At 38.9% G+C, this 21,076-nt stretch carries 23 protein-coding genes; 10 read left to right on the top strand and 13 right to left on the bottom strand.

Annotated elements, in window-relative coordinates; all coding sequences use genetic code 11:
• Positions 1-166: 166 nt before the first annotated feature.
• Genes leuS through ABJN95_RS07665 form a run of 3 tightly spaced genes read right to left on the bottom strand, consistent with a single transcriptional unit; the run spans position 167 to position 3,944 of the window.
• Entirely contained in the window at positions 167-3,028 is a 2,862-nt protein-coding gene (gene leuS, locus ABJN95_RS07675) for a leucine--tRNA ligase (protein ID WP_348369790.1), read from the bottom strand.
• 59 nt (positions 3,029-3,087) lie between these two features.
• Positions 3,088-3,684 carry a UbiA family prenyltransferase gene (locus ABJN95_RS07670; RefSeq protein ID WP_348369789.1) on the bottom strand — a complete coding sequence of 199 codons (597 nt, stop codon included), beginning with the start codon at positions 3,682-3,684 and terminating at the stop codon, positions 3,088-3,090.
• A gap of 8 nt (positions 3,685-3,692) precedes the next feature.
• Entirely contained in the window at positions 3,693-3,944 is a 252-nt protein-coding gene (locus ABJN95_RS07665) for a hypothetical protein (protein WP_348369788.1), read from the bottom strand.
• 113 nt (positions 3,945-4,057) lie between these two features.
• Here ABJN95_RS07665 and ABJN95_RS07660 point away from each other — a divergent pair, with 113 nt between their 5' ends.
• The 5 genes from ABJN95_RS07660 to ABJN95_RS07640 all read left to right on the top strand — a co-directional run bounded on the left by ABJN95_RS07660 (position 4,058) and on the right by ABJN95_RS07640 (position 7,663).
• A complete protein-coding gene (locus ABJN95_RS07660) occupies positions 4,058-4,936 on the top strand; it encodes a permease-like cell division protein FtsX (RefSeq protein ID WP_348369787.1) in 879 nt (292 codons plus the stop codon).
• 118 nt (positions 4,937-5,054) lie between these two features.
• Entirely contained in the window at positions 5,055-5,321 is a 267-nt protein-coding gene (locus tag ABJN95_RS07655) for a DUF3098 domain-containing protein (RefSeq protein ID WP_348369785.1), read from the top strand.
• Entirely contained in the window at positions 5,322-6,116 is a 795-nt protein-coding gene (locus ABJN95_RS07650) for an undecaprenyl-diphosphate phosphatase (RefSeq protein WP_348369783.1), read from the top strand. It begins immediately after the preceding gene.
• Positions 6,117-6,144: 28 nt separating this feature from the next.
• Positions 6,145-6,858: a tRNA pseudouridine(55) synthase TruB gene (gene truB, locus ABJN95_RS07645; protein ID WP_348369781.1), complete on the top strand. Its 714-nt coding sequence runs from the start codon at positions 6,145-6,147 to the stop codon at positions 6,856-6,858.
• A gap of 70 nt (positions 6,859-6,928) precedes the next feature.
• Positions 6,929-7,663 (top strand): hypothetical protein, encoded by a 735-nt coding sequence (locus tag ABJN95_RS07640; RefSeq protein ID WP_348369780.1) that lies wholly within the window; start codon positions 6,929-6,931, stop codon positions 7,661-7,663.
• Between the two features lie 76 nt (positions 7,664-7,739).
• On the opposite strand, the gene ABJN95_RS07635 is transcribed toward ABJN95_RS07640, so the two are convergent.
• The 5 genes from ABJN95_RS07635 to ABJN95_RS07615 all read right to left on the bottom strand — a co-directional run bounded on the left by ABJN95_RS07635 (position 7,740) and on the right by ABJN95_RS07615 (position 13,567).
• On the bottom strand, positions 7,740-8,342 hold the full coding sequence (locus tag ABJN95_RS07635; protein WP_348369779.1) for a thioredoxin family protein: 603 nt from the start codon (positions 8,340-8,342) through the stop codon (positions 7,740-7,742).
• Between the two features lie 109 nt (positions 8,343-8,451).
• Positions 8,452-9,855: a TolC family protein gene (locus ABJN95_RS07630; protein WP_348369778.1), complete on the bottom strand. Its 1,404-nt coding sequence runs from the start codon at positions 9,853-9,855 to the stop codon at positions 8,452-8,454.
• Positions 9,855-11,213, bottom strand: a complete 1,359-nt coding sequence (locus ABJN95_RS07625; RefSeq protein WP_348369777.1) for a biotin/lipoyl-binding protein — start codon at positions 11,211-11,213, stop codon at positions 9,855-9,857. The genes ABJN95_RS07630 and ABJN95_RS07625 overlap by 1 nt, the downstream gene beginning before the upstream one ends.
• On the bottom strand, positions 11,194-12,888 hold the full coding sequence (locus ABJN95_RS07620) for an ATP-binding cassette domain-containing protein (RefSeq protein ID WP_348369776.1): 1,695 nt from the start codon (positions 12,886-12,888) through the stop codon (positions 11,194-11,196). Before ABJN95_RS07620 ends, ABJN95_RS07625 begins: the two co-directional genes overlap by 20 nt.
• Positions 12,889-12,892: 4 nt before the next feature.
• On the bottom strand, positions 12,893-13,567 hold the full coding sequence (locus ABJN95_RS07615; RefSeq protein WP_348369775.1) for a TetR/AcrR family transcriptional regulator: 675 nt from the start codon (positions 13,565-13,567) through the stop codon (positions 12,893-12,895).
• A gap of 587 nt (positions 13,568-14,154) precedes the next feature.
• Here ABJN95_RS07615 and ABJN95_RS07610 point away from each other — a divergent pair.
• The 3 genes from ABJN95_RS07610 to ABJN95_RS07600 are packed head-to-tail and all read left to right on the top strand — an operon-like array spanning position 14,155 to position 16,003.
• A complete protein-coding gene (locus ABJN95_RS07610) occupies positions 14,155-14,718 on the top strand; it encodes a DNA-3-methyladenine glycosylase I (protein WP_348369774.1) in 564 nt (187 codons plus the stop codon).
• Positions 14,719-14,742: 24 nt separating this feature from the next.
• A complete protein-coding gene (locus tag ABJN95_RS07605; RefSeq protein ID WP_348369773.1) occupies positions 14,743-15,333 on the top strand; it encodes a hypothetical protein in 591 nt (196 codons plus the stop codon).
• A complete protein-coding gene (locus tag ABJN95_RS07600) occupies positions 15,320-16,003 on the top strand; it encodes a DUF2490 domain-containing protein (RefSeq protein WP_348369772.1) in 684 nt (227 codons plus the stop codon). The genes ABJN95_RS07605 and ABJN95_RS07600 overlap by 14 nt, the downstream gene beginning before the upstream one ends.
• Here the strand turns inward: ABJN95_RS07600 and aat are convergent.
• The 4 genes from aat to ABJN95_RS07580 all read right to left on the bottom strand — a co-directional run bounded on the left by aat (position 15,992) and on the right by ABJN95_RS07580 (position 19,063).
• Entirely contained in the window at positions 15,992-16,624 is a 633-nt protein-coding gene (aat, locus tag ABJN95_RS07595) for a leucyl/phenylalanyl-tRNA--protein transferase (protein ID WP_348370078.1), read from the bottom strand. The genes ABJN95_RS07600 and aat overlap by 12 nt on opposite strands.
• Positions 16,625-16,799: 175 nt before the next feature.
• Complete coding sequence (locus tag ABJN95_RS07590) at positions 16,800-17,177, bottom strand: DUF3127 domain-containing protein (RefSeq protein ID WP_348369770.1); 378 nt, start codon at positions 17,175-17,177, stop codon at positions 16,800-16,802.
• Between the two features lie 122 nt (positions 17,178-17,299).
• A complete protein-coding gene (locus tag ABJN95_RS07585) occupies positions 17,300-18,106 on the bottom strand; it encodes a hypothetical protein (RefSeq protein ID WP_348369768.1) in 807 nt (268 codons plus the stop codon).
• An 81-nt stretch (positions 18,107-18,187) separates the two neighbouring features.
• The gene (locus ABJN95_RS07580; RefSeq protein WP_348369766.1) at positions 18,188-19,063 is read right to left on the bottom strand and encodes a flavin reductase family protein; all 876 of its coding nucleotides are present in this window, start codon (positions 19,061-19,063) and stop codon (positions 18,188-18,190) included.
• Positions 19,064-19,177: 114 nt separating this feature from the next.
• On the opposite strand from ABJN95_RS07580, the gene ABJN95_RS07575 reads away from it, so the two are divergent.
• Positions 19,178-20,326, top strand: a complete 1,149-nt coding sequence (locus ABJN95_RS07575; RefSeq protein ID WP_348369765.1) for a HAMP domain-containing sensor histidine kinase — start codon at positions 19,178-19,180, stop codon at positions 20,324-20,326.
• Between the two features lie 3 nt (positions 20,327-20,329).
• Entirely contained in the window at positions 20,330-20,686 is a 357-nt protein-coding gene (locus ABJN95_RS07570; protein ID WP_348369764.1) for a hypothetical protein, read from the top strand.
• Here the strand turns inward: ABJN95_RS07570 and ABJN95_RS07565 are convergent.
• Positions 20,676-21,065, bottom strand: coding sequence for an HIT family protein (locus ABJN95_RS07565; protein WP_348369763.1), 390 nt, complete (start codon positions 21,063-21,065; stop codon positions 20,676-20,678). The genes ABJN95_RS07570 and ABJN95_RS07565 overlap by 11 nt on opposite strands.
• Positions 21,066-21,076: the final 11 nt, after the last annotated feature.

Below are 21,076 nucleotides of genomic sequence, written 5' to 3'. Positions count from 1 at the left end.
CACAAAAATGTAACAATTATACAAATAATGAAAACTATATCGGTAAAATACAGGGGGTATAGGATAAAAAATTGATTCTATGTGCATATACCCCCTAAAATTTAGGGGGTTATAGTAAATATAAATTATTCTTTTAGGATTTTAACTTTACGCGAAGCAACTAGAATTACCCAACGATATTCACAATCTTACCGGGCACCACGATCACCTTTTTAGGAGTACGCCCAGCCAGTTGTTGCTGTGTCTTTTCATGTGCCATAACTGCGGCCTCAATATCCTCCTTTGACATTTCTGCCGGAAGTTCTATTTTGAACCGCATTTTCCCATTAAAGGAAATTGGGTATTCTTTGCTACTCTCGACCAGATGTTGAGGCTCAAAAGTTGGGAACGTTGCTATAGCAATCGATTCGCTATGCCCAAGTTTCTTCCAAAGCTCTTCTGCGATATGGGGTGCATAGGGGGAAACTAAAATCGCCAAAGGTTCCAATATCGCTCTGCTCGTGCATTTTTGCGCCGTCAATTCGTTTACACAAATCATAAACGTCGACACAGAAGTATTGAAGCTAAAGTTTTCGATATCTTCTTCTACCTTTTTTATGGTTTTATGTAAGCTTTTTAACATGTCAGCCGAAGGGCCTTCACCCTGACCCCCTACTGAAGAATGGGAATCAGTTACGTAAAAGGTTCCGTTTTCTCCAGAGTGGAATAATTTCCATAATTTTTTCAAGAAACCATGCACCCCAGTAATGCCTGAGGTGTTCCAAGGTTTGGATTGCTCCAACGGGCCTAGGAACATTTCATACAAACGTAGGCTGTCAGCGCCATACTCCTTGACAATATCATCAGGGTTAACAACATTGTATTTAGATTTAGACATTTTTTCGACTTCTCGGCCCACTATATATTTGCCGTTTTCTAATTCGAACTCAGCATCTTTATAGTCAGGCTGCCACTTTTGGAAGCCTTCAATATCAAGTTCATCAGATGCATTTACTAAAGAAACATCTGCGTGAATCGGCGTGACCTTTTTATCAGCTACAAGTCCTTTTGATATTAGCCTAGCTGTTTTTTCTTCCCTGTAGATGAAGGCGCTGGTTCCGGTGATCATACCTTGATTGATCATCTTCTTCGCAAACTCATCTTGGGGTACATATCCTCTATCAAACATAAATTTTTGCCAAAAACGGGAGTACAGCAGGTGCCCCGTGGCATGTTCGATACCTCCGATGTAAAGATCTACATCTTGCCAATAATCAATAGCCGCTTTTGAAAAAATTTCCGCTTCGTTATGCGGATCCATATAACGGTTAAAATATTGAGAGCTACCAGCCCAGCCCGGCATGGTATTTAAATCTAATGGAAATACTGTTTTATGGTCAATCTTCTCATTTGCAACGACTTCATTGCTCGCTGAATCCCAGGCCCAATATGTTGCATTGCCTAAAGGGGGTTCGCCGGTTTCCGTAGGCAAGTATTTTTCCACCTCCGGCAGTTCAATCGGCAAATGTTCAGTAGCTATCATCTGAGGCATGCCATCTACATAATACACCGGAAAGGGCTCTCCCCAGTAGCGCTGTCTGCTAAAAACAGCATCGCGCAAGCGATAGTTTATTTTACCTTCCCCTTGGCCCAATTTTTCCAATTCATAAATAGCAGTTTTTACCGCTTTTTTATAGGGCAAGCCATTAAGGAAATCAGAATTGGCAATCACACTTTTCTCTTTGTCGGCAAAAGCTTCTTCTGAAATATCGATCCCTTCAAAAATATTAGGAATGGGAATATTAAAATGTTTTGCGAAATCCCAATCTCTTTGGTCACCACATGGAACAGACATCACGGCTCCAGTACCGTATCCTGCCAATACATAATCTCCAATCCAAATTGGAATGGGTTTTTTCGTAAATGGGTGCTCTGCATAAGCACCGGTAAACGCGCCGGAAATAGACTTTACATCTGCCATACGGTCGCGCTCCGAGCGTTTAGCTGTTGCTTCTATATAGGCATCGACCTCGGCTTTTTGTTCTGACAAAGTGATTTTGGCAACCAACTCGTGCTCAGGTGCCAAGGTCATAAAACTTGCTCCGAAGATGGTGTCGGGGCGCGTAGTAAACACCTCAATAGGGTATCGCTTATCGACGCCACTCGACGTAACTGTATAAAAGGTAACACTTGCTCCTTGACTTCTACCAATCCAGTTGGTTTGTGAATCTTTCAAAGGCTGTGGCCAGTCGATGGTATCCAATCCGTCAAGCAAACGCTGGGCATAGGCACTAATACGCATACTCCATTGGGTCATCTTTTTACGAATTACCGGATGACCGCCACGTTCGGAAACGCCATTTATAATTTCATCATTTGCCAATACGGTGCCTAAAGCCGGACACCAATTTACTTCGGTATCTGCGAGATACGCCAATCGATATTTCAATAAGATTTCCTGTTGCTCTTTGCTAGAAAAACTATTCCAATCTGCTCCTGAAAATTCTCCAACATCCTCATCACAAACTGCATTTACCTCTACATTTCCATCAGAGGAAAACTTAGATACTAGGGTTTCAATATCCTCTGCTTTATTAGTATCCTTATTGTACCACGAATTAAAAAGTTGAACAAAAACCCACTGCGTCCATTTATAATACTTCGGGTCGGAAGTTCGTACTTCACGACTCCAATCGAATGAAAATCCGAGTTGGTCTAACTGCCTGCGGTATGTTTTTATGTTTGCCGCTGTAGTTATCGCCGGATGCTGACCGGTCTGAATGGCATATTGTTCAGCCGGTAAGCCGAAAGAATCATATCCTTGTGGATGCAATACATTATAACCTTTATGCCTTTTGTAACGTGCATATATATCACTTGCAATATAACCCAGAGGATGGCCCACATGTAACCCAGCCCCTGAAGGGTATGGAAACATGTCAAGCACATAAAACTTTTCCTTATCTGAATTGTTTTCCGCTTTAAAGGTTTGGTTATCGGCCCAATATTTTTGCCAGTTGGCCTCAATTTCGTTGAAATTGTATCGCATGATTTGTGCTTCTTAAAAGTAAAGGGCAAAAATAGTCTTATTCTATTAAAGGCGAAAGCTTAGCCCAAGAGTAGTTTTCCGCTGTATAGCACCCAAACCATAGTCAATATTGCCGATAAATTTATAGCATAACCAAATAATTTCATTTGGGAAAGGGTATAGGGTTTGTCTTTAAAAAAGATAAACACATCGAGCACCAACCATACCGAAAACAATGCCAAGAATAGCGCCAAAATCAGATCGTTAAACCATACCCACACCAAAAAAGATTCCAACAGCAAAATTACCAACATCAAAAATTTGGAATTTCTTCGCTTTAAAAGGGTAGCCGTAGTACGCTTCCCAGAGGCCAAATCAGGTTCGATATCCATGATTTCACCAGCGATATGCGCTTGAAAAGCAAAAAGAGATAGATAGGTTAGCGTTTGCCAAGGCAATATCTCCAAATTGTTCAATTCGGTCGCAAAGAAAGCCGTGGTTACATAACCCACTTGAATTATTATTTCAAAGGGGGGACGTTCTTTAATTCGAAAGGGTTTGAAATTGTACACAATGTTCACCACCACCATAAATATGAGTAACAGAAACATTTTGAGTCCGGATAGATAGGTAAAAATCACAACAAACGGAAGAATGATCAATGTAATTTTCTTCAACAACCCATCTAAATGTATCCTAGGGGCTTTCGCGCCAAATAAAAATTTCCCTTTCTAGGGTTGACCGCATCGGCTTCTGCATCGTTGTAATCGTTTAAACCATAAACCAAATAATTTAAAGGAAAGGTGACGAAAAAGAGTCCCAGCCAAAACATCCAAGACTTCCAAAAATTGTCTTGATTGCCGAAGGGTACAAGGTAGATCCATACCGTAGGAAACCATAGGCCAGGTCTTGAGATCTTCAGGTCTAGAAGGTTCATAACGTTTGATTGGTACTAGGTCTAACGAAGATATCGTTCAAATATTAGAAACAGAAATTATATACTGCCCTGATTCAATTTACTTTCCTAACTTTACCCTAGCAATACCTACTATGGGCAAATCTTTCGAACAATATCAGCAGAGGAAACTTATATCTTCCTACTTCTCAGTAGTCTTGAGTATCGCGCTTGTTCTTTTTTTATTAGGTATTCTTGGAATATTGGTCTTAAATACCAAAAAGATGGCCGATCACTTTAAGGAGCAAATCACCATTTCTGTCTTTTTAAAGGAAAGTGCCAAGGAAGTAGAAATCGACCAGTTGCAAAAAAGTTTGGCCATGGCCGAGTATACGAAGACGGCCAACTATGTATCTAAAGATGAAGCTGCGGAAAAACATACGGAAGAAATCGGCGAGAATTTTATTGAGTTTTTAGGTTATAATCCCTTAAAAAATTCCATAGATGTAAATTTGAATGCCGACTTTGTATCTCCAGAAAAAATTGAAGAGATCGCCGCAGAAATTACAGCCAAGGGTTATGTAGAGGAAGTTAGCTACGATCAGCCTTTAGTTGGTCTGCTCAATGACAATGTCAAAAAAATAAGTCTTTGGATTCTTGTAGCCAGCGGTATTTTTACTTTTATCGCGGTGCTGCTAATCAATAGTTCAATACGCTTATCAATTTACTCCAAACGCTTTATCATCAAAACAATGCAAATGGTGGGTGCTACCAAGACCTTTATTCGCAGGCCTTTTATATGGACAAACGTTAAGTTAGGGATGCTAGGTTCCGTTGTCGCCTTACTGGCTTTGGGCGGAGTGCTTTTTTATATCAACGAGAATTTTCCCGATTTAGGACTGTTTGATGACGCCTCTATATTAGTGATATTGTTTGTTGGAGTGTTTGTATTGGGCCTTCTCATTTCCCTAATCAGCACGTACCTTGCGACACAACGCTTTTTAAATCTTCGCACTGACGAATTGTATTATTGAGACAATAGACCGCAACGCTCCAAGAAATGTGAATCAATTTGACGAGATAAAACATCTGCGTATTACATTTTCGAATATCGCACTAAATAACCATTTTCAATTTCATAACTTTGCGGCCATGAGCAAGAAGAACAAACACAAAGACGAACAGCCTCAGCAGGAATTTATTTTCCAGAAAAAGAACTATATGTTCATGTTCATCGGCATTGCTTTTATTGCATTAGGCTTCATCTTAATGAGCGGCGGCGGCAGTAATGACCCCACTGTATTTAGTGAAGACATCTATAACTTTAGACGCATCCGACTGGCCCCAACTTTAGTGCTTATCGGACTTGGTATTGAGGTATACGCAATTTTGTTGAACCCCCATAAGAAGAAAAAATAGTTGGATACTCTAGATGCTATTCTCCTTGGAATCATTCAGGGTTTAACCGAATTTCTACCGGTATCTTCTAGTGGGCACTTGGAATTGGGAAAAGCAATTTTGGGCGATGATTCCGTTCCTGAAGAAAGTCTCTTATTTACCGTTGTTCTTCATTTTGCTACAGCCCTTAGTACCATGGTAGTTTTTCGAAAAGATGTTTGGGAGATTCTTCGCGGACTTTTCAGTTTTAAATGGAATGAAGAAACCCGGTTTTCTCTAAAAATTATCGTTTCCATGCTGCCTGCAGTTTTTGTAGGGCTGTTTTTTGAAGAACAGTTAGAAGCCTTTTTTGGGGGAAATATTCGATTTGTTGGCTTTATGCTATTAATTACAGCGGTACTGCTGTATTTTGCAGATAAAGCCAAGGATACCGATAAGAAGGTTAGTTATAAAAACGCATTTATTGTCGGGGTATCTCAAGCAATTGCAATGCTTCCAGGCATTTCGAGAAGTGGTGCCACCATCTCGACCTCTGTCCTTTTAGGCGTCGACAAAACCAAAGCGGCCCGGTTTTCATTTTTAATGGTCGTACCCCTAATATTTGGAAAAATAGGTAAAGATCTTTTAAGTGGCGACCTTACTTTTACTGGAGAGAACAACCTTGCCATGGGTGCCGGATTTATAGCAGCATTTATCGCTGGTCTGGCGGCTTGTACTTGGATGATTCAATTGGTCAAGAAAAGTAAACTCTCCTATTTCGCCATTTACTGCTTAATCGTCGGCCTTATCGCAATTGGGTATGGTTTTTGGGTATAACTAATCGACCCTCTTATTATTCTTCAAAATGGATACAAGAACCAAAGAAGATTTTCAAAACGGACAACTCCTGCTTATTGATAAGCCATTGGGCTGGTCGTCTTTCCAGGCGGTAAACAAATTGAAATGGGCTATCCGAAAGAAATTTGGTTTGAAGAAAATCAAAATCGGCCATGCTGGTACCCTTGATCCATTGGCGACGGGATTGTTGTTGATATGTACTGGTAAGTTTACCAAAACCATTAGTGCGCTCCAAGGTCAAGCCAAAGAATACACAGGTACAATTACCTTAGGCGCCACTACCCCTTCCTATGATTTGGAAACGGAAATTGATTCTACTTTCCCTTACGATCATATTTCCGAAGCTATGATACATGACACATCAACAGCCTTTATTGGGGAAATCGAACAAATTCCGCCCGTCTTTTCCGCCTTAAAAAAAGACGGAAAACGCTTGTATGAATATGCCCGAGAAGGGAAGAAAGTTGCCATCAAAAAGCGGGTGATTACAATTTCTGAGTTTGAAATAACAGCCATACAATTGCCAGAAATCAAGTTTCGCGTTGTCTGTAGTAAGGGTACTTATATTCGTTCTCTAGCCAATGATTTTGGTAAAGCGTTAGGTTCGGGAGGGTATTTATCTGAACTGCGAAGAACCAAAATAGGGGACTACAACGTAAATATAGCCGTTGACCCTGCTGTTTTTGCCAAAAATTTACTAGGAAATTTAGAAGAGTCATAAAAAATGCGTCTTTTACACTTCCGTTCAACGAATAATTTAAATATTTTTTAGAAATTGGAGTTTTAGCACTATGAATCTGAATCGCAAGCAATTATCATTTCTAATTACCTTTTTCTCTATGGGGATTGTGGTGTTGATTTTATTCAACATTCACCTAGGAGAAGTTGGGAGTAAAGAAGATGAGTACATTGTAGAGATGATGCTGGCAGAAGAAGATATCGAAGAACTTTTGAAAGAAAAGGAGATGCTCGAAAAAATGGCCAATGCAGATCCTATAAAAAGCCACATGGCCTATAATGAGACTGCGAAGCCCAGCTATGGAGAGCCAGAACCTTTGCAAACGCTTGACGAGCTAATGGCCGAAAAAGCCGCCTCAGAAGAAGGGGACCAAAATGAGTTGATGGATGATGGGGATTATGCGGAACGCGTAAAGGAATTAAAGAAAAAACGTGAGGAAGTCAAACAAAAACTAGGAGAAAAAGAAGCTCAAAAAAAGGAATTCACCAACAATCTCGCGGCGCGAAGAACTTCAGTTTCCTATTCTTTGGTGAATCGAAATAACTATAAACTTCCACCGCCAATTTATACCTGTATCAAAGGCGGTAAAGTCGTTATCAATATCAAAGTGGATGCCTTAGGCAATGTAATGCAAGCCGATTTTAACGAAAAAAGTTCGGGCACTTCCAATGGTTGTCTTGTTGATAATGCCATAGCATACGCCTTAAAAGCAAAATTCAGTGGTGCCCCTGAAAAACCGTCTCAAAAAGGAACTATTACCTATCTGTTTCAAGGTAAGGCCCGTTAGGCCCTACAAATGCCAAATTTCGCTAAGGCATAAGTTATTACGAATTTGATGTTTTATTGTAACCGCACCTTTACGTTTAAAGTTGTTTTAAAAGATCTGACAGCACACTTTGCCCTTTATCTTTATTGTACCAAACTTGCAAAGCTTGTTTAAACTCTGAAGTCAATTTGCCATGTTCTGCCTTGTAATTGTCGACCAGTTTTGTAGCAGCTTCTGAACGTGGGCCCCAGTCGCCAATTACCGCTCCAGATACATCATCAACCGCAATTAATTTGGGAATAGACATCGCACCATTGGTTAAGAACCGATTCATCAAATCGACATTTTCGTCGCGTAAAACTATCTTCAACTTGATATTAGGATTCAACTCTGCTATTTTATGCATTACCGGTAGTGATGGTGACGCATCTCCGCACCAGCTTTCAGTAAGTACCAACCAGGTAGTTTTGGTTTCTACTGCTGCAATTTGCTTTTGCTCCTTTTCACTAAATTTTAAAGTCTTATCCCAACGTTTCATACGGCGGTCATTCAATTGGGTGTAATTTGTTAAGGCTTCTGTCTGTTCAGGCCCAGATGACATTCCATCTTTGGCTAATTGCGCTACCAAAGTTCTATATGCTGTATATGAGATTGCCTTTGACATGCTTTCTTTGATAAGAAACGCTGTTGTTTTTTCCATTGTTTTATGCTGCATAACTTAGGTTACTAATTTTAATCTATAAAAATAAATTCCTACATCTCTATATTTCATGAGATAAGTCATCTTAGTAGATTTTTATTTAGAAAACTTACAAGTTTTCAGGATTCACCGCCAGACTGTTGAACAACTTGGCCTTGGTATCATAGAACTTGTTTTGAACCGCTATTTGTTTGAGTTCCGCATCAATTAATTTGCTCTCCCTAGAATTAATCAGAAACAACGAACTCTCTCCAAAACTGAATTTACGTTCCTCAGCAGCCAGAAGTGTACTGTAATTTGCCACGATTTCATCAATGAGTATGTTTTGGGTTTCGAAAGATTCCAATTCTCTATATAAGGCAACTATCTTATTTTGTAAGGCTACTTGAGCATTGTCAAAATCGAACTTTGCATCTTGCAGTTTAAACTTTGCCAATTTAAGGTCGCCCCGTTCTTTTCGCAAAAACAAGGGCAATTGAAAACTAATCCCTCCCTTATATTGCTGAGATTCAAAGGAATTGATTAAGGCTGGAGTTTCTGTCAAAAAATTATATTCTAAATCGATTTTTGGCAATAGTCTATTTGCCTTCAAGTTTTTGTCAACACGTAGGCCGTCTATTTTATAGCCCAATGCTTTTAACTTCGGATGATTCTCAACCGTAAAGCTATCTAAAGGTTTCCCCAGAATTTCTAAGGTGGTATCAATATCCCCTTCAATATTAATATCAGGAATCACGTTGGGCCGCAACTCTACCGGAATATCGTCACTCATCCATAGAAAACTAGACAAATCCAAAGAATGCTTCATAAGGCTCACTTTCGCCTGTTCCAAACTCAAAGCTCTATTCTGCAATGCAATTTTGGCTTCAACAGTGTCAATAGCAGCAATATCACCCGATGCCGCCCGCTTTTTTGTACCTTCGAAACGAGTATTCGCGTTGGCTAAAAAATTCTGATAAATAGACACTTCATTAAACGATTGCAACCAATCAAAATAAGCCAGTGAAGCTTCGTACAAAATCTGGTTGACAAGCAAATCACGATCTGCCTTAGATTGTTCTCTGAAATATTTGGCCTGTTTTAAAGTGGCCATACGTTCGTTGATCCATAAACCTTGACCCACCGACATCGAAACGCCCGCACTGTACAAGCCATTAGTAGGAACAGATTCTGCCGGGTTTAAAAAATCACCATCATTTTGCTCAAAATTTCCTTTGAGCTCAATGCCATACCAAGTGGGAATCTTGAACGTTGCATTGAGAAGATCGTAATACTCCGTGCCTTTAAACTCCTTGCGGTCGTAATCGACTTCAATTTTAGGGTCGAAAGCGCCACGTGCTTTCATCAAATTTGCCTGGCCTATACCCACAGAGAGTTCCGCTTGCTTGGCAATGGGATGGTACTTTTTCACATACCCTAGATACTCCCTAAAGTTAAGAATCAAAGTATCAGACTCTTGAGCAATTAAAGAGGTAACTGAAAAGAAGACCAAAAATAAAATAAGTGTTCGCATCACTTTTCTTTTTTAGCGGTCTCTGCCATTCCATCTTCAGGCTGATAATAATTTGGCGGAAAGCCATTCAACTGTCTCCATAATTCATACCATATAGGCACATCTTCCAAAAGGGCTATGGTGGTAGCACCAGAACCAGCTCGAAGCGCTTCTGGCCAATTGTGGTCTTCGGGGTCTGGTGAAAGTAATATTCTGTATTTCCCGTTATCACTAATGAACCGCTCAATAGCCACTACTTTACCCCCGTAGGTTCCGTAGGAGACGTTGGGCCAACCACTAAAAACAATTGCAGGCCAGCCATCAAATTGAATACGTACTTCTTCTCCAAGATGAATTAATGGCAAATCTAAAGGTTCAACATAGGTTTCAACAGCCATATCAATATTCGCAGGCATTATTCCTACCAATGCTTCGCCCTCCTTGAAAGTTTGGCCAATGCCGCCTTGGATAGCTTTATTGATAAAACCGTTTTGCGGAGCTCGAATGTAATACATCTCATTGCGCATCGAATAATTGGTGAACTCATTTTCCAATTTTGTAACCTGGGCTTCAGAGTCAAATTGACTTGATTGGGCCGTAAACATGTCACTTTCTGCTTTTGAAATCTTATTTGTGTATTCGTTCTGAACCCGATTGATTTCTACCTGTGCGTTAATAACCTCGTTTCTTGCTGCAAGTAGCTTGTTCTCCTGGGAAATCAATTTAGCTTGCGTCTCCTGTAATTTTAAACGCTTTTGTTCAACATCGGTAATCGCTTTCAATCCTTCTGATTGTAGCTGAACTATACGATCATACTGTCTTTGAGCAATTTTGATGTTGGTATTTGCAGCCTCCAAATCAATACTGTCGCTTTTTACTTTAAGTCTTGACTGAATCAATTTGTTCCGTGCTTGTTCCAATTTTAGTCTACGCTCATTCGATAGCGCGGCCATCTGATTCTGTAGCGCTTTCACCTTTCCTTCATAAGAACTTACCGATGCTGATTTGGCTTTAATTTGTTGTCCGGTACGTTCAACCAAGTTAGGATCGAAATACTCGTTTTTTATTTCAGAAATGTGCAAAATAGTGTCTCCCTTTTTAACCTCATCACCCTCTTGAACATACCACTTTTCAATTCTGCCAGGAATTGGAGATTGAATACTCTGTGGTCTCTGGTCTGGCTTTAAGGTTGTCAAGTAACCCTTGCCGTTTATGTTCTGAGTCCATGGTAAAAAAAGTATGATAAATCCAATCAGGGCAAACGCCAATAGAAAGCGATTGAAATGCTTGTGGTGCCTTTTGTGAAAGACACGCTTTGCAGAAGCAAAACCTTCAAGAGAAACCTTTTGATTCAACTTGTTATGAGAAATATTCAGCATCGTCCTTTCCTTTTTCGTTAATAATTTTACCATTTTCCATGGTAATCATACGCGTACAGCTCTTGGTCCACCTTAAGTTTGTACTAACCACTAGCAAAGCCCAACCATTACTTGAATCGCTTAAAAAATCCATGATTTTTTCTGCCTCTTCTGTTTTAAACTGATCTAATGGGTCTTTTAAAATCAATAACTTCGGCTTACTTACAATACTCCTTGCCAAAACAATCTTTTTGGAAACCGTGTATGGTATTTGCTTTCCTTCAGGATACAATATGGTCTGTAGGCCTAACTCTTGTTCTTTCACAAATTCTGTAAGCCCCGTATTCTCTAGCGCCCAATAAACCTGTTCCTGTGGAATAGAGGTATCTCCGAAAGTGATATTGTTAAGAATAGTTCCTTCAAAGGGAGATTCTTCAGGTAGTGACTGTCCCAAATGAGCTCGGTAATAGTTGAGGTTCATTCCCTTGAGTGATACGTCGTTCACATAAATTCCGCCGGAGTTTGGCTCTAAAATACCTGCGATAATTCGCAGTAAAGTAGCCTTACCCGACCCACTACTACCATTTAAAAGAATAGCGCAGCTTGGGGTAATTTTCAAACTTACATTGTCGATGATCTTTTTATCTCTATCGGGCACATAGTAAGATACCGAGTCTAACTCAACATGAAAACCTTCATTCTGTTCAAATGGTTTCTCTCCTTCCTGAATTTCTAGCTCCTTATCAACTACTTGACCCAGCTTCTCCAAGGACGTTAGCAAGTCATAAAAAGTCTCCAGCCCCGTTATCAGTTTTTCCACCGAACTAATCACCAAAAGAATGATAATTTCAGCAGCAACGAACTGACCAATATTCATTTCTTGATTCAACACGAGTAACCCTCCAATTAATAATAATCCTGCGGTTACTAGTACCTTGAAACCAATCATCTGGATAAATTGTACTACCAAAACTCTAAAATGACTCTCCCGAGCTTCAAGATATTCGGTTACCAGGGTATCATTCTTCGCCAAAGCGTGAGAAGTTTTTCCTGAAAGTTTGAAACTCACAATCGAACGCGCGATTTCTTGCAACCAGTGTGCCACTTTGTACTTACTTTTCGACTCATCAAGACTAGTGTCTAACCCTTTCTGTGCGGTAAACTTGAATACCACATAAATCAGCAGCAGCAATAGTATTCCATATATTATAAAAAACGGATGGTAGAAGGAAAGTAGCAACAAGCCCAAAATGATTTGTAATAATGCGGCTGGAAAATCTATTAGAATTTTTGACAACCCCTTCTGAACGGTCAATGTATCAAAAAAACGATTGGCCAATTCTGGAGGATAATAGTTGCGCAGTTCACTCATTTTAATTTTGGGAAAACGATATGCAAACTCGAAAGATGAACGTGTGAATATCTTCTGCTGTAAATTCTCAATAATGCGTATTTGCATGAGTTGAAGTACACCTCCGAAAGCTACACCCAGAGTTACTAGAACCACCAGAACAATCCACGAGGTGCTGATTTGGGCACCTTGAATCAAGTTGATTATCGCTTGAATGCCTAAAGGCAACGAGAGGTTAACTACCCCAGCAAAAATGGCGTAGTAGAAAATCTGAAATATATCTTTTTTGTCAAGACGTAGCAAGCCCAATAGCCGCTGCCATGCGGTGAGAATATTCTTTGTCATGGGGTTATATCTTTAGAGCGGTCGCTACAAGATGTGTAAAATATGTAGTGGTGTCTTTATCTTCACTACAATCAGTGAGAGAGGTAAAATGATCCCTCAAAAAATGTTGATGTAATGAACCTTCAAGTACGGTACTGGCCAAACTTGAAGGGAAATTATAGCTTTTATCGACAGCACTTATCATTTCACTGATACGGTTTACCAAGCGCTTGTATATTACAAAATAACCCTCTTTGTTTTCATCATCTACCTCTTTGGTCAAATAAGACTTTGAATATTCATTAATCACAATTTTATTTAATACTACCTCATTAATATGAGAAAAAGATGAATCCTCGACTGTAGTTTTAGTTACAATTTCAATTGCAGTTCTCAACTTTTGCCAAGGGTCACTTATACTGTTTGTTGCAAATACCAATTGATACTCAAGCCAACCCCAATACCATGAAGCCAAGTACAATAGCAATTTATGCTTGTTCTCAAAATAGCGATAAATAGAGCTTTCATTGGAATTAATTTTAAGGCCCAACTTCTTAAAAGTAAAGCTTTCGAAGCCTATTTCATTAATCATAAGGATGCTATCTTCAACAATACGTTTACCCAATTCAGATGACTCTGGGTCTTTCACATATATCTTTTGGTTGATGCTAATTTTTACAGATTGTAATAAACGCTCCATGTGTTTTTTTTAGTTTATAACGCAAATATAATAGTATTACTATCGACAATTAATAGTTTAACTTACATTTAACAGCGGTAATACATTTAATTTATTCATTCTCCTCTATATTTGAATGTGTTAGTTTAGTTAATGTTCTCTGCAACACCGATCATGCTTAGATTGAACTTCGCTAGCCAATTTAAGGGAGACATGATCGGTGTTCAAAGGGCAAATCTCAGTAGTAACCACCGCTACTCGCCCACAAAGTCTTGTTTGATACGCCACAAACAAATGAAATCATAAGCAGTTTACTATAGCAAAAACTTAAATTCAATGCTACTGTCAACGAACAGCAATTTGAGAGGTTCGGAAAAGCAGAAAACAGCTAACACTACCCAATTTATGGAAAGCATAGGGCTTCTTATCCAATCGGATCAAGATGAAAAACCCTGATACTCCGCCCCTATATTTTCGTCGCCTATTCGCTAAAAGTGCAAAGCCTTGGTTTTTCATTTTCCTTTGAATACAGAAAAGGAATAGATCGCTCCGCACATCGTGTTCAATCTTTCCATTTTTCCGCTATCTTTATTTCGACAAATACCACTATGGAAAAACAAAGATGCGGTTGGTGTAAAGGAGACGAGCTCTACGAAGCTTACCATGACTTGGAATGGGGTGTACCTGTAAAAGACGACCACAGCTTGTTCGAATTTCTAATCTTGGAAACTTTTCAGGCAGGTTTAAGCTGGATTACCATTCTTAAAAAAAGAGAGAATTTCAAAAAGGCTTTCGACCATTTCGATTACAAAAAAATTGCCCAATACGATCAAAAGAAAAAAGATGCGCTCTTGCAAGATGCGGGAATAATACGAAATAAACTAAAAGTGAACGCCACAGTCACAAATGCACAAGCCTTTATGGAAGTTCAAAAAGAATTTGGCAGTTTTAGCAAGTATATTTGGGGTTTTGTAGATGGAAAACCCATTAAAAACAAAATCACAAACTACAAAGACGCACCAGCAAACACAGCACTTTCCGACACGTTGAGTAAAGACTTAAAGAAAAGAGGTTTCAAATTCGTAGGAAGCACTGTGGTTTATGCCCATATGCAAGCTACAGGAATGGTAAATGACCATGAGGTAAGTTGTTTTAGATATAATGAGGTTTAATGACATCTATCAGATAACAACATCATGAAAAGAAAATTCACGGCTATTTTATGCTTTCTTTTGTTATTTTTCGGATTGTTTTCTTCTGCTCAAAACAAGTATGAACGTGAATATCGTATTCGAAAAATTCAGTTTCCTAAAAAGGCTTTGGGTTACATAGAGGAAAAGCTAACCAATGCCAGACGCATTCGATTTTACAAAGAAACTGATAGTCTAAAGATAAGCTACGAAGCCAAGTTCAAAAAAGATCGTTTGTGGTATAGCATTGAATTCAATCAAGAAGGAGACCTAGAAGATATTGAAATTTTAATCGGTGCTGTTGATATTCCTGATGAGGCCTTTAACAGCCTCAAGACCTATCTATCTCAATATTTTAAAAAATACCGCATTCGAAAGATACAGCAACAATATCCTTTTACAGAAGGAGAACCACCTGAGGTCACCATTAAAAATGCATTTCAAAACCTCATGCTACCCTCTATCAACTACGAACTCATTGTTACTGGCAAAAAAGAAAAGAATTTCGAACAGTTTGAAGTGCTTTTTGACGCTGAAGGTAATTTTAAATCCATTCGAAAATCACTGCCGCCTAATTACGACCATGTATTATATTAGGAAAATTGTTCTGTTACTTGGTCTGATCTATTCTGAAACCTTTTTCGCACAAGAGAACCTAATAGGTTATTTTCAGCCCAAAATCGCATTAAACTATAAGGTTGCCAACAATTTCAAACAAAATTTTGCCCTAGGCCAGCGCACTTATATTTTTGAAAACGAAGCCATCGCTTTTAGGGTACGACAGCTTGATTTGGTACATTTTTCAAATCTAAAAATCAAAGACAACCAAAGTATTGCCTTTGGAATTCAATATCGTTTTCGCGAAAATTTTGAAGCTGATAAACAAAATGAACTTCGCTTGACCCAGCAGTATAACTTTACGTTCAATCCGCGAATTGTTAGGTATGGGCATCGCTTTCGGTCTGAGCAGCGGATCACATCAGACTTGACCATTTATCGCTTTCGATATCGTTTTACGCTTGACCTTCCTTTACAAGGAGAACAATTAGATATTGGCGAAACCTATTTTATTGGAAATCTCGAAACTTTGTTGAGTGTTGCCAAAAGGAATTTACCAGAATACGACCAACGTTTTACGGTGAACATTGGATGGCTTCTAAAAGAGAAAACCAAATTGCAAACTGGTGTCGAATACCGGTTTGAAGATTATACTCATACAACCTCAAGCGTATTTTTCATTTTGACTTCTCTAATTTTAGCATTGTAGCAGCTTCATAAAATCGGCCCGAGCTATTTCTATGGCACCCAAACTTTCAAGGTGCTTTGTATATAATTGACAATCGATAAAGGCGCTCCTTTTTTGACATTCTTGAGCTAGTTTTATAAAGGCAAATTTCGAAGCGTTACTGATGGTGCTGAACATACTCTCACCACAGAAAAAATGGCCCATATCTACACCGTATAAACCACCAACCAGGGTATCCGCTTCCCAAACCTCATAAGATTTCGCATACCCCTTTATATGCAATCTTAGATATGCCTTTTTCATCTCTTCAGTAATCCAAGTACCTTCTTGACCCTTTCTCTTTATTGTGGAACATGCCTCTAAAACGGCTTCAAAACAAGTATTCTTGGTTAGGCGGAACCGATTGCTCATCATAAGCTTTTTCATACTCTTTGAAATCTTTATGTTGTCAGGAAATAACACCATTCTAGGGTCAGGGCTCCACCAGAGAATCAAAGAATCTTCGTTAAACCATGGAAAAATGCCATTTTGATAGGCCAACAGCAAACGCTCTGGAGACAAATCTCCCCCAACGGCTAATAAGCCCTCGGCATTGGCTTTCTCCACAGGTGGAAATTCTAACCTTTCAGAAAGAAAGAACATTGGGTTATGATTGCTATTTTTTTGCAAACGAATGATTTTATTTAAAGATATCTAAAACACGTTCAACAAGAAAGACCCATTCTGTTTTTAATTCAGAATAGGTCCTTTAAATGATTTTCCTTTCTTCTTTTGAATGCTACTTCGAATGCGCTCAGTGTTGCAATTCAATACCGATTTAAAAAGGCAGGTCGTCGTGATCTTCTTCGTTTAAATTATCAGCAGGAGTAAAAGCCTCTACTGGTGGTACTGGAGGCATGCCCTCTGCAGGTGCTTCAGCTTGCAAGCTCTCAATACGCCATCCTTGAATAGAGTTGAAATATTTAACCTCTCCTTGAGGGTTCGTCCATTCACGGCCTCTTAAATTGATGCTAATTTTTACCGATTGACCAACATTGAAGTTATTTAAAAGGTCTGTTTTGTCTTGTACAAACTCCACCATAATATGTTGCGGATATTGCTCTTCAGTGGTTACTACCACTTCCCTTTTTCTAAATCCGTTGTTTCCAAAAGTTTGGGTCTCTCCGACCAGTTTGATTTTTCCTTGAATTTCCATGACTATGAATTATATGTGTACTAATTTATAAAGTCTTTAAAAGTAGTTTTATTCACATGATTCACCTAACAAATACAAAACAAGTTATTAAGTTAAATCAACAGTCAAAAGAGGTTTGGAAATTAACTTTTTGGGTACCCAACTATATAGGTGCCCAATTTTTTTCCGTTGCTTTTTTTTGCAGGACCGTGTTCCCAATAATAATTATGCTGACCCAAGCCTTCCAAAAGCTCATCAACATCTTTTGCACTGTACATTCTTGGAAGCGATGCTTGACCATCCCAAGCATAGCAAACAGGAATGATCGGAATCAAATACGTAAACACCAACTGCCGCCAAGTCAACGGTTTTACAAAGGGCGTCATAAACCAGGTCATTATCATCAAAATTACAAGTGAAATGGGAAGCAGAATAATCCAAATCAGCAGTGGTATTTTATTCTCGGCCATTTCATAGATAAGTATGGGCTGTTGGTTTTCTTCTGCAGATTGCAATATTCTTCGGGCCTTGTTAGGCGGCATATGATGAAAGCTGTTAATTAAGGTTTTGAGTCCGTTTGGTACCGTACCCATTTCGGTAGCATCAACTGGTGTTTCCAGATAACTAATATTATCAGCCGTATTCTCATTAAATCTTCTAGCAACTTCTTTGTTGGGGTATAAATCGGTCATCACTAGTTCGAGATGTCGTAAACTATCCAATTCTCGCAACGCCTTCATTACATCGGGCATTGCACCGCTCGAACCTGAGCCCAAATCAACGATTTTAGACAAGTTCTTTTCTTTTAGCACCCTAAAAATCAAGTAGGCCAGCACTTCGCTAATACCCATCATTCTATGCAACACCATAATCAAATTGGTCATACAGGTTCGCAACCAAACCGGAAACCAGGCATAGTCTTCGAATTCAAATAACTGTATACGTTTCATCCGTCTTCAAAATCTTAAAGGTTATTTTTTAACTAAATAATCTGCTATTTATCAGGAGACATTGAATACTATGGTGTCGTCTTAGCGAATTGCCAATAATACCTTCCAAGCGGAAAGGACTTCACCATTTTTTAAATATTCCTTTGCTTTCTGTTCTATTTGTTCGCGATCACCCCCGCTTAAAACCGTCCTAATTTCAATATGCGAAGAAATAAAATCGGCTACCTCTTCTTTTAAAGGAATCTTCTCAACATTGCCTAGTTTTCCTAAATCATTCCCTGTGAGTACTTTGCTTAAGCGAATCTTATCTGGTATTTGATCTATGCCAATTCCCAATGAGGAAAGGGGTTTAGGCACCTCGAACATCCCCAAATTTGCCCTACTATACCAATTGCCTCCCATACGAGCCACTTGATCTATTTTATGTTGATTGATACTGCCATTTTCGTCTAAAATATCAGTATGAATATGTATTTTTACCACTTCAGAAAAAATAAGATTCCCTGCGCCACCATCTTCACCTAAGGCCTCTACTTTAGTTACTTTACATTCAAACTGTACAGGCGATTCTGCAACACGATACGGCTTTACCCTATCCGATTTTAACATGGTTAATCCTGCTTTTTTGAATTCGTTTACGGTCGCTCCATATTCTGTACTAGACAATGACATTTGTTGTACAATGTCATAATTTACGATATTAATGACCACTTCTTTGGTGGCCAATGTATTGTCTAAAGTGTGCTTTGTAGTATTATTTCTAACCCTTCGAGCTGGGGAAAAAATGAGAATTGGCGGATTCGCACTAAACACATTAAAGAAACTGAAGGGGGCTAAATTCGGATTTCCATGCACATCAATAGTGCTTGCAAAAGCAATGGGTCTCGGCCCCACAGCTCCTAACAGATACCCATGTAATTTGGGCGTAGTTAAGGTTTCTGGAAGTATAGAAATCATGTCTTTCATCGTAGTATAAAGGTACGCAAATTGCAGACATACAAACAGTCGAAAAATAGGTAGGAGAACATTTTCCTGCTTTTTCCACTATCTTTGAAAGTAGATTCTTAACTGATGAAATTCAATCCCAAAAACAAGACTTCAAACGTAGTTTTATCGATATCCGCTTTTGTCATTGTTAGCTTGATTTTATGGAATACCAATAGTTTCTTTAAAAAGTTCAAGGAAGAAGAACGTCAGAAAATGGAAATTTGGGCCACAGCCCATTCAGAGTTGTTACAAGCTTCTTTAGAAGACGATCCGGGTGATCTCCCCTTAAAAGTATTTCAGAACAACACCTCAACACCTATGATTCTGGTCAATAAAGATGGCTCGATCAAAACGAATAATATGCCAGCTGAAGTGGCATTAGACACCACATACATCAAACAAAAAATATTAAAATTCAGTAGTGAAAACACCCCTATAAGCATTGACCAACAAGGGGAGCATCTCGCAATTTTATACTATGGAAATTCAGAGGTTCTAAATAAGTTGAAATATTACCCCATAGCCCTGCTACTGATTATTTTACTGTTCGGGGCGGTTATTTTCTTTTTCTTTAAAACGAACAAGGCTTCGGAACAAAACAAGCTCTGGGCAGGTATGGCAAAGGAGACGGCACATCAAATTGGCACACCACTTTCATCATTACTCGGTTGGAACGAACTTTTGAAAACGGAAAATATAAACCCCGATATTACCAGAGAGATTGAGAAAGATATTTCTCGATTGGAGACCATTACAGACCGCTTTTCTAAAATTGGATCGCTACCCAAACTCGATAGGTATGATATCGTTAGGGAAACCAAAGATGCTTTCGAATATCTTAAGTTGCGAAGTTCTAAATTGATTCACTTTTCTTTTGATTCAAAGATAGATGCCCAAGAGGTGATGCTCAATCAATCACTCTATAATTGGACTATTGAAAATTTAGTAAAGAACGGAATCGATGCCATGAGAGGTCGTGGAAGTATTGGAATTCAAATTACCAAAGACAGTAGTCATGTAAACATTTTGGTGTCTGATACGGGTCATGGCATTGCCAAAAGCGATTATAAAGCTATCTTTAACCCAGGAGTCACCTCTAAAAAAAGAGGCTGGGGTCTCGGGCTCTCACTTGTTAAAAGAATCGTAGAAGAATATCATCAGGGGAAGATCAAGGTACTCTCGTCTAGCAAAGAAGGTACAATTATGCAAATTTCCTTAAAAGCAAACATCTAGATAATGGCAACCGAAAAATTGGTAGTTATAAAGGAAACGGATCTGAGCAACAATTGCCCAGAGTGTTTTAACCAAAATCTAAAGCTTACCTTTTATCAAAAGCATGTATACGCTAAGCTCTTTCATCGTACCACCAGTCAGGTAACAAATCAGATTGTCTGCAGCAAATGCGGTTCGGATATTTACCCAGCAAAGTGGACGGATGATATCGAACGTATTTTTACCTATTATCAAAAGATGGCGACCCCAGAAAAGTCTTCTTTGAAGTTCACTTCGCTTTTCTACATTTTGATTTTTGTGATCATCATTTTAATAGGTACTGGCGTGTATTTATTTTCAGAAGGACTACTTACAATTTAGATCGAATCTGTGCGGCTATTGCCTCAAATTCTTGCGCTTTAAGACTCACTTTATGTTGAAAAGTGGCATCTTTCATTTGGTCTAGTGGTATCAAATGTACATGGGCGTGTGGCACTTCTAAACCAATCACAGTAATACCAACACGTTTGCAATCTATCGCAGCTTCCATGGCCTTGGCTATTTTTCTTGAAAAACCCATTAAACCCAAATAGGTTTCCTCATCTAAGTCGGTAATCTTATCAATTTCTTTTTTAGGTATACATAATGTATGTCCCTTTACATTTGGGTTGATGTCTAAAAAAGCGAAGAAATGATCATCTTCGGCAATCTTATAGCAGGGAATTTCTCCGTTTATGATTTTGGTAAAAATAGATGGCATGGATATTTGGT

This window comes from Maribacter sp. (assembly GCF_039974175.1).
Classification (GTDB): Bacteria; Bacteroidota; Bacteroidia; order Flavobacteriales; family Flavobacteriaceae; genus Maribacter_C.
The sequence above is the reverse complement of the archived record's forward strand: the minus strand, read 5'-3'. Positions and strand labels throughout refer to the sequence as shown.